Origin of the sequence: Rhodopseudomonas sp. BAL398 (genome assembly GCF_033001325.1) — a bacterium.
Classification (GTDB): domain Bacteria; phylum Pseudomonadota; class Alphaproteobacteria; order Rhizobiales; family Xanthobacteraceae; genus JARJEH01.
The window spans coordinates 1,081,457-1,093,994 of sequence record NZ_CP133111.1 but is presented as its reverse complement, the minus strand read 5'-3'; the positions used below and the strand labels follow the sequence as shown (position 1 = coordinate 1,093,994).

Here is a 12,538-nt window from a genome sequence, read left to right as displayed (position 1 = left end):
GGAGAACCTAGGTGGGGACGTGTTGAGCGACTTGTCGAGCACCTTGCGGAGGTTGCCGTCGGGCTTGCCTAACCATTGACGCGCTCGACCTTGGCGACCACGTCCTTGGCGCGCAGCTGGTTGATGATCGCGCTGAGATGCTTGAGGTCGTAGACCTCGAGATCGATGGTGAGTTCGGTGAAATCCGGCGAGCGGCGAAACATGCCGATATTGTCGATATTGCCGTCATGCTCGGCGATCACGGTGGCGATCTGCGCCAGGCTGCCGGGCTCGTTGACGTTCTGCACGAACACCCGCGCCGGAAACCGCTGCGGCGTCGATTCGTCGACGTCCCAGCGCACGTCGAGCCAGTGCTCCGGCATCTCCTCGAAGTCCTTCAAGGCCGGCGACTGGATCGGATAGATGGTGATGCCCTCGCCCGGCACCACGATTCCGACGATGCGGTCGCCCGGCACCGCGCCGCCATTGGGCGCGAACTTCACCGGCAGGTCGGAATTGATGCCGCGGATCGGAATCGCCGAGGTCTGGCGCACCGTGCTGCTCGCGGATTTGAGCTTCAGCTTTTCCGACAGCGTCTTCTTCTCGCCGAAGCGCGCGACGCGTTCTTCCTTGTAGTCGGGATACATCGCGCGGGCGACGTCGGAGGCCTTCATCTCGCCGCGCCCGACCGACGCCATCACGTCCTCGATCGAGGTCCGCGCCAGCCGCGGCAACGCGCCCTTGAGCTTGTCGTCGGCATATTCGATCTTGGCGCGTGCGAACAGGCGTTCGACGATCCGCCGTCCCAGCCCGGCATATTGATCGCGCACCGCGGTGCGGGTCGCGCGCCGGATCGCGGCCCGCGCCTTGCCGGTCACCGCCAGCGATTCCCAGGCCGACGGCGGCGCCTGCTGCGCCGTCGAAGTCAGCACCTCGACCTCGTCGCCGTTCTGCAACTCGCTCGACAGCGGCGCGAACTTGCCGTTGATCTTGCAGCCGACCGCCGAATTGCCGACGTCGGTGTGAACCGCATAGGCGAAATCGATCACATTGGCGGCGCGCGGCAATGCGATCAACGTGCCCTTGGGGGTGAAGCAGAACACCTGATCGTGAAACAATTCGAGCTTGGTATGCTCGAGGAATTCCTCGGGATTGGCGCTTTCCGACAGGATTTCGATGGTGCGCCGCAGCCAGGCAAAGGCGTTCGACTCCCGTTTCAACAATTCGGTCGGCGAGCCGACGCCGTCCTTGTAGAAGGCATGCGCGGCGATGCCGATCTCGGCGATCTGGTCCATCTCCTCGGTGCGGAATTGCAGCTCGACGCGCTGCTGCCCGGGACCGATCACCGTGGTGTGGAGCGAGCGGTAGTCGTTCTGTTTCGGGGTCGAGATGTAGTCCTTGAACCGCCCCGGCACCATCGGCCAGGTGGTGTGAACCACCCCGAGCGCGCGATAGCAGGCCGCGACATCCGGCAACACCACGCGGAATCCGAAGATGTCCGACAGCTGCTCGAAGCCGATCGACTTGCGCTTCATCTTGGTCCAGATCGAAAACGGACGCTTGCGCCGCCCCGTCACCACGGCCTCGATGCCGTTCTTGGCCAGATTGGCCGACAGCTGGGCCTCGATCTCGCCGATCAAATTGCGGTTACGGTCGGCCAACGCATCGAGCCGCTGCATCACCACATCAAAGGCGTCCGGATCGAGCGTATGGAACGAGAGGTCTTCGAGCTCCTCGCGCATCTCCTGCATGCCCATGCGGCCGGCCAGCGGCGCGTAGATATCCAGGGTTTCCTCGGCGATGCGATGCCGCGACGCCGGCGGCACGAATTCCAGCGTGCGCATATTGTGCAGCCGGTCGGCGAGCTTGATCAGCAGCACGCGGACATCGGCGGCCACCGCCAGCAGCAATTTGCGCAGGTTCTCGGCCTGCTTGGCTTCGCGCGACACCAGCTCCAGGCGCTTGAGCTTGGTCAGGCCCTCGACCAGGGCCCCAATCTCGTGCCCGAACATATTGTCGATTTCGGTTCGGGTGGCCTCGGTGTCCTCGATGGTGTCGTGCAGCAAGGCGGCGACGATGGTCGCGTCATCGAGCTTCAGCGTGGTCAGAATCGCTGCAACTTCAAGCGGATGCGAGAAATACGGATCACCCGAGGCGCGGATCTGCTCGCCATGCGCCATCATCGCATAGACATAGGCGCGGTTGAGCAGGTCCTCGTCCGTGTCCGGATTATAGGCGCGGACCCGATCGACGAGGTCATATTGCCGCATCATCCGCGCTCGCGACGCGCGCGGCGGCTTCGCCGGCACATCCGCCGACGCCACGACCTCGGTCGCCCCGATCGCAGCCTCCATCTGTGGAGAATTGCGGCGCCAATACGCCATCGACCACACCCTCACCGCGGCGCAACGACCGCGAATTTGACGAGGTTTCAGATTCAGAACTTCACAAACCCCGAACCCACAACACTAGTGGGTTTTACGGTGAAGTGAAGCTGAGAATGCCTAAAAGCCGCTCAGGTCTCGCAGGATTGAGCTCGGCCAGGACAGTCCCCCACCCACGTAGCGGGGGCCGGCGACGTTGCAAGACCAGAGCGTAATGTCTTGAACAAAAAACGGCCCGGGATCATCCGGGCCGTTGAAATGCGAGAAATTTGACGAATTTGCAGGCTTTGGGCCGCGAGCCTATTCGTCTTCTTCGGGCTGCTCCTCGGGGGGCGCCAAGCCTTCCAGACCCTTCAGCAGCTCTTCTTCGGTCATCCGCTCGACCGCCACTTCGGTATCGTCGGCATCGACGCTGGCGCCGGCCGATCCGATCAGCGGGATCGTGTCGGGTTCCGGCTCGTCGACTTCGACAAATTTCTGCAAGGAATGAACCAGCTCTTCACGAAGATCTTCGGGAGAGATCGTCGAATCAGCGATTTCGCGCAGCGAAACCACCGGATTCTTGTCGTTGTCGCGATCCACCGTGAGTTGCGCGCCGGACGAGATCATCCGCGCGCGGTGCGCAGCGAGCAACACCAGGTCGAACCGGTTGTCGACCTTATCAATGCAATCTTCTACGGTGACGCGCGCCATCGACTGTCGCTCCGTTAATTGGGGCCGAATATGTTGGTTATCCGGCGTAGGTATAGGGGCTGGGCCGATTTCGCAAGCACCGATTTATTCTCTGGCCTGACCGGCGGGTTCTGGATAAGTCGCCAGATGGCCAAGCTGGCAGCCCGGCATCGTCATCGCCGCCGCCGGTGCAAACCCTAGCCGGTCAACAAATAGCTGCATTCTGCAAACAAAAGTATACACTAGAGTCGCGCGGACGGCGGACCCCCGAAATGGTCTGCGTGCCGTGAACGAATGATATTAGTGCGATATTGAACTTTTAAAATTGCGCGGTTCATTGCTTCGCCGCGCCAAAAACCTAACAACAACCCACGCGAGAAAATTCGATGTCCCCTGCAACGAACAAGATTGCTCTGTTTATCGACGGTGCCAACCTCTATGCGACAGCCAAGACCCTCGGCTTCGACATTGATTACAAGCGCCTGCTCAAGGAATTCCAGAGCCGCGGCACCCTCATTCGGGCATTTTATTACACCGCGATTATCGAGGATCAGGAATATTCGTCGATTCGGCCGTTGATCGACTGGCTCGACTACAATGGCTACACCGTGGTCACCAAGGCGACCAAGGAGTTCATCGATGCCAGTGGCCGCCGCAAGGTGAAGGGCAACATGGATATCGAATTGGCGGTCGATGCCATGGAGCTGGCCGAGCATGTCGACCAGATCGTGCTGTTTTCCGGCGACGGCGATTTCCGCTCGCTGGTCGAGGCGGTGCAGCGCCGCGGCGTTCGCGTCACCGTGGTGTCGACGATTTCCAGCCAGCCGCCGATGATCGCCGACGAGTTGCGTCGCCAGGCCGATGTCTTCACCGACCTGGTCGAGTTGCAGTCCAAGCTTGGCCGCGATCCGGCCGAACGCCCCGCGCCGCGCGAACCGCGTCATGCGCCGCAATTCCTGCAGCGCGCGACCACCGTGCCGGCCAGAGGCGATGACGACGATTTCGAAGATTAAGCAACGCCCGGCGCGCGGCGTCAGCGCCGCCGCCCTCGCCCGCACCGAACCCTCCCATGACTGCCCGTTGTGTCCAAGGCTCGCCAGCTTTCGGCACGATTCGCGCGCGCGCCAGCCGGACTGGTTCAACGCCCCGGTGCCGACCTTCGGCGCGGCCGACGGCCAGCTATTGATCGTCGGGCTCGCGCCCGGACTGCAAGGCGCCAACCGCACTGGCCGGCCGTTCACCGGCGACTTCGCCGGCGATCTGCTCTATGCGACGCTGATCGAATATGGATTTGCGAAAGGCAACTATCAGGCACGTCCCGACGACGGGCTGCAACTAATCGACTGCCGGATCGCCAACGCGGTGCGCTGCGTACCGCCGCAGAACAAGCCGCTGCCGATCGAGATCAACACCTGCCGACAATTTCTCAGCGCGGTGCTGGAGACCATGCCGCGGCTGCGCGCGATCGTGGCGCTCGGCCGGGTCGCGCATGAGTCGACAGTCAAGGCATTAGGTCTGCGCGCCGTGCAGGCGCCGTTCGGACACGGCGCGGTGCATCAGGCCGGCGCGCTGCGGCTCTACGACAGCTATCATTGCTCGCGCTACAATACGAATACGCGGGTGCTGACGCCGCAGATGTTTCGCGACGTCTTCGCCCGCGTCCGCACCGACCTCGCCGCCCGCTAAGCGCAACATCGCCATCAATTCGTTATTGCGAGCGGAGGACGGCGCGTAGCGCCGTCCGGAAGCGACGCAATCCAGGGCGTCAAGCAAAGACGGGATTGCTTCCTCGCAACAGCACGGCGTTGCAAACCCCGTGCGGCAGGTCGTAGAAGCCGCCCAATTGATGCGCCATGGCGTGGACGTCGGCCTGCAGCTGGGCATGGCGCGATTAATTTTGCGCGCGGTGCTTAGCTTCAGCGACGCAAGCTCCCATCGCCGCCTTGTCGCAGACGTTTCAGCATCCGCTTGTGTCGCGAACGATGCCGCTTGGCATTGTCGAAGATCGAGACATTCTAATTAGCAGCACCTGCATATGCGTTGCAGTCGCGACGTCGTCTCTCTAGAGAATTTTTATAAGTCGATCGCAATCGGGACGTTGCCGCCGATGGCAACGAGCCCGAATGCGTGTCTGGGAAAGAACTGATCCACGAGCGACAAGCCTCGGCCGAAGGCGGAAACGCAGAGCGTTTCCGTTCGGTGACCGTTGCGGGCCGCGCGCGGATTAAGTTCACTAAGGTTGAGGGATTCTTTGGAAATGCGGCGTGCGGGTGGGGTTAGGACGGCGGTTCGCTTTGGTGCGACGCTGCTGGGCGGAGTAGCGTTGCTGGCGGGGTTGGATACATCAGCTCAATCGCAAACTCCGGACGGAGCAAACGCCCTTCCACCCATGACGGTCTATGCGCCGACGCAACAGACGGTCCGCCGCGCAGCGGCCAAGCGAAGGCCCTCCCGGGTCCGGACGGCGCAGACCCCCACGCCCCCGAGCGCTCCGCAACCCGAAACCGGCGCGGCGCCGCCGGTCGGTGTCGTGCCGGCTTTCGCCGGCGGCCAGGTCGCTCAGGGCGGTCGGCTCGGGCTGCTCGGAAACACCGACACAATGAAATCCCCGTTCAACGTGTCGAGTTACACCGACAAATTCATCCGTGATCAGCAGGCGGCAACGGCCGCCGATGCCTTGATCCTGGATCCTTCGGTGCGAAGCTCGGTCCAACCCGGCGGCGTGGTCGATTCCTTCAACATTCGTGGCTTCCCGATCAACGAGGGCAACAATGGTGAGTTCGCCTTTGAGGGGCTGTACGGGATCGCGCCGAGCTACCGCATCCTGACGGACTACGTCGAGCGCATCGAGGTGCTCAAGGGCCCCTCGGCCGCATTGTCAGGCACCTCCCCCAATGGCGGCGTCGGCGGTGTCATCAATGTGGTGCCCAAGCGCGCGGGAGAGGACCTGACCCGCTTCACCGCGGGCTACGGCTCGACAGCACAGTTCGACGGTCACTGGGATGTGGCGAGGCGTTACGGCGACGGCAAGCAATGGGGCGTGCGCACCAGCGGCAGCCTGCGCGGTGGCGATACGCCGATTGACCGGCAGTCCGAAACGACGGGCGTCGGATCGCTGGCGCTCGACTATCAGGGCGAACGGTTCAGGTCGTGGCTCTATTTGATCGCCCAGAGCGACCGGTTCGACGCGCCGTCACGTCCCTTTCTCGTGGCCCCCGGCCTGCAGGTGCCAAAGGCCCCCGACGGCCGGGTGAACGTGACACAACCTTGGGAATGGTCGCATATCAACGACCGTTCCGCCTTGCTGCGCACCGAATACGATGTCAGCGATCAGGTGACGCTGTTCGCCGATGTCGGCGGATCGCGCACCGACGTCGAGCGGTTCTTCGGCCTTCCGACGATCATCAATGCGCGCGGCGACACCACGGCGACGCCGCAATTCTTTGGGCTTGGCATCGATCGAACCACCTATGATGGCGGCGTCCGCGCCCGCTTCGATACCGGCTTCGTCCACCATGCCGTCGCCTTCCAGGCGTCGCTCTATCATGACGCGCTGTACCGGCGGATCACCAATGGCAGTCTGGTCACGTCGAACATCTACAATCCGACCGTGGCGCCAACCCAGTTCGCGAACGAGATCGACGGACGCCCGCGGCTATCGGACAGCGAGCTAACCGGGCTCTCGATTGCCGACACTCTGTCGGTGCTCGACGAGCACGTCCTGTTGACCCTGGGGGTGCGGCGCCAAGGCATCGAGGCGAACAACTATCTCTCCAATGTGGGAACGCTCACCTCGTCCTACGACAAGAGCGCGACCACCCCCGTGGTCGGCATCGTCATCCGGCCCCGCGACAACGTCTCGCTGTATGCGAACTACATCGAGGGGCTCAGCCGCGGCGACGTCGCGCCACAGACGGCTTCCAATTTCGGCGAAGTGCTTCAGCCCTACATCGCCAAACAATATGAGGCCGGCATCAAGGTCGATTTCGGCCGGATCGCGACCAGCTTCAGCGCCTTCGACATCTCGAAGGCCAGCGGCGAGCTGTCAGCCGGGCGTTTCGCGGCGACCGCCGAACAGCAAGTCCGTGGGCTCGAATTCAACGTCTATGGCGAGGTCACGCCGGATATTCGGGTTCTCGGCGGCGTTTCGCTGATGGATGGCACCCTGACGAAGACCGCCGTCGCGGCAAATCTGGGCAATACGCCGATCGGCTCGCCGAAGGTGCAAGCCAATATCGGCGCCGAGTGGGACCTGCCGTTGATCAAGGGGCTCACTGTGAATGGCGCGGTCATCTACACCGGCAGGCAGTTCGTCGACACCGCGAACAACCAGCCGATCCCGGATTGGACGCGGCTCGATCTCGGCGCCCGCTATACGACGGCGATCAAAGGCAGGAAGACGACGTTCCGCGCCAACATCCAGAATGTGACTGGCACGCAGTACTGGTCCTCCGTGGCCTCGTTCGGAACGTTTTTCCTCGGAGCGCCGCGCACCTATCTGCTGTCGATGACCGTGGACATGTAATCGCCGCCGCGACATTCTTCAGCAATGTTGCGGCGCCCTCGCCGTCAGGCCGGATTGGCCTTCAGCCAGGCCAGCACCTCGGCGGCGTTGCGATCTGGCGGAAACACCGGATAGACCACATGGCTGATCCGGCCATCATCGATGATCAGCGTCAGCCGCTTGATCATGGTCAGCCCGGCGACCTCCATGGTCGGCAGCTTGAGCGCCTGGGTCAATTCGAGCTTGGCGTCGGACAGCACCGGAAACGGCAGATGCAGCCGCGACGCCATTTCCAGCTGATAGGCGTTGCTCTGCGTCGACAGTCCAAACACCTGCCCCGCGCCGGCCGCCTTCAACTCGGCGAACAGGTCACGGAACGCGCAGGCCTGCGGCGTGCAACCGCGCGCGCCGGGGATCATGTCCCAATCGTCGACCAGCGCGATTTTCCCGGGCTCGCCGGTGCGCGGATAGGCGAACACCACGCTGCGTCCGGGCAGCGTCGCCAGCCTCACCGAGGTATCGTTGGTCGCGATCAGATCGATCGGCGGAATCGGCAGTCCGGGCAGATGCGCGGCGGCGCCGTCATCGACCGGCGCCGGAATCGCGCTCCAGTCCACCTCCATCAGGCTCTTCTGGTTCATCCCGCTTCCCCCGCCATGCAAACGACCGCTAACCGCGCGCGCGCATGATACGGCCCTTTTCCCGGCCCCAGTCGCGCTTCTTTTCGGTGTCGCGCTTGTCGTGCAGCTGCTTGCCCTTGGCCAGCGCTAGCTGCAATTTGACCCGACCGCGCTCGTTGAAATACATTTTCAGCGGCACCAGCGTCATGCCCTGGCGCTCGACCGCGCCCATCAGCTTGTTAATCTGCTTGCGATGCAGCAGCAATTTGCGCGGTCGCTTCGGCTCGTGGTTGAAGCGGTTGGCCTGCAGATATTCCGGAATATTGGCGTTGATCAGCCAGATCTCGCCGTCCTTGGGATCGGCGTAGGATTCGGCGATCGTGCTCTTGCCGTTGCGGATCGATTTGACCTCGGTGCCGGTGAGCGCGATTCCAGCCTCCAGCGTATCCTCGATCGCAAAGTTGAACCGCGCCTTGCGGTTTTCCGCCACGACCTTGATCGGGCGCTCTTTCTTCTCGGCCATGGTGGTCCTCTGGGCGTGAATACAATCTGGTGACGACAACGCCCGTTCCAACGACGTCCGACTTAATTCTTTTTCAGCAGGTCCCTGATTTCGCCGAGCAGTTCCACTTCCGGGGTCGGCTTCGGCGGCCCCGGTGCGGCTTCCTGCTTGCGCTTCCACCGGTTCATGGTCCTGATCACCATGAATAGCACGAAGGCAACGATGAGGAAATTCAAGGTCACGGTGAGGAAATGCCCCCAGGCCAGCACCGCGCCCTGCGTCTTGGCCTCGACCAGAGTGCTGGCCGTCACCGATTTCGACAACGGGGTAAAATAGTTCGAGAAGTCCAGACCCCCGGTGATGGCGCCGATGATCGGCATGATGATGTCGCCGACCATGGACGACACGATCGCGCCGAACGCCGCGCCGATGATGACGCCGACCGCGAGATCGACGACATTGCCCTTCATCGCGAATTCGCGGAACTCCTTCAGCATCTGTCCCCCCTTGGCGCTGTCGCCAACGCTCTGGTCTATGGCGTCGTGATTGTCGGCGTGGTTCGCGGTGCTCAGTTCAACAACCCGGCATGGACCATCGCATCGCGAATCACCTTGCCGGTCGGCGCCGTCACCGGCAGCAACGGCAGCCGGACCTCCTCCTGGAGACGATCCAGCAGCTTGAGGCCGTGCTTGGCGCCGGCCAGCCCCGGCTCCTTGAAGATCGCGTCGTGCAGCGGCACCAGCCGGTCCTGGATCGTCAGCGCTGCCGCGTAATCGCCCTTCAACACCGCAGTCATCAATTTGGCGCAGAGATTCGGCGCCACATTGGCGACCACCGAAATGCAGCCATGGCCGCCCGCCGCCATATAGGCCAGAGCGGTCATGTCCTCGCCGGAGAGCTGGATGAAATCCGGTCCCATGGCATGACGCTGCTGCGACACCCGGGCGAGATTTGCGGTGGCGTCCTTCACCCCGGCGATGTTCTTCAACTCGAACAGGCGGGTCATGGTCTCGACCGACATGTCGACCACCGAGCGCGGCGGGATGTTGTAGATGATGATCGGAATCCCGATGGCGTCGTTCACCGCCTTGAAGTGGTGATACATGCCCTCCTGGGTCGGCTTGTTATAATAGGGGGTCACCACCAGCACGGCGTCGGCGCCGGCCTTCTCGGCGTGCTGCGCCAGTTCGACCGCTTCCTTGGTCGAGTTCGAGCCCGCGCCGGCGATCACCGGCACCCGGCCCTTGGCCTCGTCGATGCACCATTCGACGATCCGCCGATGCTCGTCATGGCTCACCGTCGGGCTTTCGCCGGTGGTGCCGACCGGCACCAGACCGTAGCTCCCCTCGTCGATCTGCCAGTTCACCAGGCTGCGAAAAGCGGCCTCGTCCAGCGCGCCGTCTTTGAATGGTGTCACCAGGGCGGTCAGCGACCCCTGAAATTTCGTCCCGGTTGCCATCTCGTGCTCTCCTGACGCCGCTGACCCGCCCGATTGGGCGGAGCAATGATCCTGTGACCGCATTTCATACCGGGTCCCGAGCCGGCGCGAAAGGGTCGCCAACGGGTCCCGATCGCCCCGTCGGCACCGCCCCGCGCTGCCGCCGCGCCCGGAACCGGCACGCCGTCCCGTTTTCGGCTCGTATTGCCAGAAGCGCACTGAACCTTTCAGCCAAAATGATGTCTCAACCTTGTTAAGTGACGCTGGTCACGCGGACAGCCACCGCCTTGGTGCAAGGTCGAAACAAGATTGGGACTTGGCTCCAGCCTCCAGGAGGTCGTGATGAAAAGGCTCGTTGTTCTGGCCACGATGTTGGTGGCGACATCGGCTGCCAATGCCGGCGACTCGTATTCGTTCGATATCGGTGGCCGCACCATCCATATCGAGAAACCCAGTGACTGCGACTCGCCGTCCTGCGTCTCGCTCTCGATCCCCGGAATCTATGAATCCGGACCGAAACGCCCCCAGCGATCTCGTGTCGAGCGTGATGACGATGATGGCGGTAGCCAGCGCTCGGCGGTCGACCGCGACGACGACGACGACCGCGACAGCAAGCGCGCAAGGATCGACCGCGACGGCGACCTGGACAGAAAGCCCGAGCGCGACAGCCAGCGCAAACCGCTGGGGCCGCCGGCCCCGACCGCGAATGCGCCGGCCGCAAAGCAGTCGCTCGAACCCGCCAATGGCGCGCGGCCGGTAGCGCCGCCGTCCACCACGGCCAGCCGGACCCCGGACGAGCCGGCCGCGTCTGCCGCCACGACCCCGTCCGCTCCCGCCGCCAAGCCGGCGCCGGTGGTGGCAACCGCGCCGCCCGCCGCGCCGGAACAAGAGCAGGAGGAACCGGCGAATGCGGCCGCACGCCCCGCGGCCCCGGCATCGCCGCTCGGCATCTGGCTGACCGAGGAAAAGGAAGGCAAGATTCGCATCGAGCCGTGCGGTCCGCATCTGTGCGGCTACGCGCTGAAGGACAACGAAAAGATCCTGATCAACATGAAGCCGGCCAGCGGCAACACATGGAAGGGCCGGATCCACGATCCCAAGAGCGGCAGCAATTACGACTCGACGATCGCCCTGAAGGGTCCCGATCGGCTGCGCGTCCAGGGCTGCGCCTTCGGCGGCATGTTCTGCGGCGGACAGACCTGGAGCCGGGTCAACTGAGCCCTGCCGGCGGCGCTTGTTTCCGGCGGGCCCGATTGCAGGGCCCGCTTCTATGGGACATCAAGCCAGCCGGCTAACCATCTGCGGCAGCGTTATATTCCGCGTCACTCACCTGCTCCATCCAGGTCGCGAAATTGCCGTCCAGGGCTTCCTGCATGGCGATGTGGGTCATCGCATTGTCCGGCGCGGCGCCGTGCCAGTGTTTTTCACCGGGGGGAATCCACACGCTGTCCCCGGCCCTGATCTGGCGCAGCGGCCCGCCCAGGGTCTGCACCCGGCCGACGCCGGATACGACATACAGGGTCTGACCGAGCGGATGGGTGTGCCATGCGGTGCGCGCACCCGGCTCGAACGCGACCCGCGTGGCCACCAGCCGCGCCGGCGCCTCGGCGGCGACGATCGGATCCTGCCACACCGTTCCGGTAAAATACTCGGCCGGCGCTTTGCGCGTCGGCCGCGATCCGGCGGGAAAGATCTCCATCGTTCGCTCTCCTGTTACTGCTTGGCCTTCCAGGCCGCGTAGCGCGCCTTGGTGTCGGCGTTCATCGGATACAGGCCCGGCAGCACCGCGCCATTATTGACCTCCTCGACGATCCAGCCTTCCATCCGCTCCTGCTCCGGGCCTTCGGCCAGCACGTGGTCGAGCATCGCCTTCGGGATCAGCACAGCGCCGTCCTGGTCGGCGACGATGACGTCATCGGGAAACACCGCGACGCCGCCGCAGCCGATCGGCTCGCCCCAGCCGACAAAGGTCAGGCCGGCGACCGAGGGCGGTGCCGCCGCGCCATTGCACCATACCGGCATGCCGGTGCCGAGCACGCCTTCGAGATCGCGCACCACGCCATCGGTGATCAGCGCCGTGACGCCGCGCTTGACCATCCGCGCGCATAGAATGTCGCCGAAGATTCCCGCATCGGTGACGCCCATCGCATCGACCACGGTGATGCAACCTTCCGGCATGGCTTCAATCGCCGCGCGGGTCGAGATCGGCGACGCCCAGGATTCCGGCGTTGCCAGATCCTCGCGCGCCGGGACAAAGCGCAGCGTGAAGGCCGGGCCGACCAGCCGTTCCTGTCCCGGCAGCAGCGGTCGCGCGCCGCGCAGCCAGACGTTACGCAAGCCCTTCTTCAGCAATACCGTGGTGATCGTTCCGGTAGAGACGCGCTTGAGGGTGGCGATTGCTTCGGGGGTCAACGACATAAACTAACTAGCTCCAGTGAG

General features: G+C 63.7%; 12 protein-coding genes and 1 pseudogene. 4 read left to right on the top strand and 9 right to left on the bottom strand.

The genetic code is table 11. From position 1 onward, the window contains the following. Positions 1-68: 68 nt before the first annotated feature. Both RBJ75_RS05125 and rpoZ read right to left on the bottom strand, forming a co-directional pair. Positions 69-2,363, bottom strand: coding sequence for a RelA/SpoT family protein (locus RBJ75_RS05125; protein WP_044412363.1), 2,295 nt, complete (start codon positions 2,361-2,363; stop codon positions 69-71). A 300-nt stretch (positions 2,364-2,663) separates the two neighbouring features. Further along, complete coding sequence (gene rpoZ, locus RBJ75_RS05120) at positions 2,664-3,056, bottom strand: DNA-directed RNA polymerase subunit omega (RefSeq protein ID WP_044412365.1); 393 nt, start codon at positions 3,054-3,056, stop codon at positions 2,664-2,666. Between the two features lie 365 nt (positions 3,057-3,421). On the opposite strand from rpoZ, the gene RBJ75_RS05115 reads away from it, so the two are divergent. Further along, positions 3,422-4,048 carry an NYN domain-containing protein gene (locus tag RBJ75_RS05115; RefSeq protein WP_044412367.1) on the top strand — a complete coding sequence of 209 codons (627 nt, stop codon included), beginning with the start codon at positions 3,422-3,424 and terminating at the stop codon, positions 4,046-4,048. Next, positions 4,026-4,721 carry a uracil-DNA glycosylase gene (locus RBJ75_RS05110; RefSeq protein WP_044412370.1) on the top strand — a complete coding sequence of 232 codons (696 nt, stop codon included), beginning with the start codon at positions 4,026-4,028 and terminating at the stop codon, positions 4,719-4,721. The genes RBJ75_RS05115 and RBJ75_RS05110 overlap by 23 nt, the downstream gene beginning before the upstream one ends. A gap of 106 nt (positions 4,722-4,827) precedes the next feature. On the opposite strand, the pseudogene RBJ75_RS05105 reads toward RBJ75_RS05110, so the two are convergent. Beyond that, positions 4,828-4,899, bottom strand: a pseudogene (locus RBJ75_RS05105) (iron-containing alcohol dehydrogenase); the annotation flags it as partial. A 393-nt stretch (positions 4,900-5,292) separates the two neighbouring features. Between RBJ75_RS05105 and RBJ75_RS05100 the strand changes: the two are divergent. Next, the gene (locus RBJ75_RS05100; RefSeq protein WP_152647739.1) at positions 5,293-7,560 is read left to right on the top strand and encodes a TonB-dependent receptor; all 2,268 of its coding nucleotides are present in this window, start codon (positions 5,293-5,295) and stop codon (positions 7,558-7,560) included. Between the two features lie 44 nt (positions 7,561-7,604). Here the strand turns inward: RBJ75_RS05100 and RBJ75_RS05095 are convergent, their stop codons facing one another. The 4 genes from RBJ75_RS05095 to dapA all read right to left on the bottom strand — a co-directional run bounded on the left by RBJ75_RS05095 (position 7,605) and on the right by dapA (position 10,120). Beyond that, a complete protein-coding gene (locus RBJ75_RS05095) occupies positions 7,605-8,180 on the bottom strand; it encodes a peroxiredoxin (protein WP_044412376.1) in 576 nt (191 codons plus the stop codon). A gap of 28 nt (positions 8,181-8,208) precedes the next feature. Further along, a complete protein-coding gene (smpB, locus tag RBJ75_RS05090) occupies positions 8,209-8,682 on the bottom strand; it encodes an SsrA-binding protein SmpB (protein ID WP_276156999.1) in 474 nt (157 codons plus the stop codon). 62 nt (positions 8,683-8,744) lie between these two features. Further along, positions 8,745-9,158 (bottom strand): large conductance mechanosensitive channel protein MscL, encoded by a 414-nt coding sequence (mscL, locus tag RBJ75_RS05085; RefSeq protein WP_276157000.1) that lies wholly within the window; start codon positions 9,156-9,158, stop codon positions 8,745-8,747. Between the two features lie 71 nt (positions 9,159-9,229). Next, positions 9,230-10,120, bottom strand: coding sequence for a 4-hydroxy-tetrahydrodipicolinate synthase (gene dapA / locus RBJ75_RS05080; RefSeq protein ID WP_044408216.1), 891 nt, complete (start codon positions 10,118-10,120; stop codon positions 9,230-9,232). Between the two features lie 321 nt (positions 10,121-10,441). Here dapA and RBJ75_RS05075 point away from each other — a divergent pair, with 321 nt between their 5' ends. Continuing rightward, a complete protein-coding gene (locus RBJ75_RS05075) occupies positions 10,442-11,317 on the top strand; it encodes a DUF2147 domain-containing protein (RefSeq protein ID WP_044408213.1) in 876 nt (291 codons plus the stop codon). A gap of 73 nt (positions 11,318-11,390) precedes the next feature. On the opposite strand, the gene RBJ75_RS05070 is transcribed toward RBJ75_RS05075, so the two are convergent. Together RBJ75_RS05070 and RBJ75_RS05065 are read right to left on the bottom strand one after the other, a co-directional pair. Further along, positions 11,391-11,798, bottom strand: a complete 408-nt coding sequence (locus RBJ75_RS05070) for a cupin domain-containing protein (protein ID WP_044408210.1) — start codon at positions 11,796-11,798, stop codon at positions 11,391-11,393. 14 nt (positions 11,799-11,812) lie between these two features. Next, on the bottom strand, positions 11,813-12,517 hold the full coding sequence (locus RBJ75_RS05065) for a ribonuclease activity regulator RraA (protein WP_044408207.1): 705 nt from the start codon (positions 12,515-12,517) through the stop codon (positions 11,813-11,815). Between the last annotated feature and the right edge of the window lie 21 nt (positions 12,518-12,538).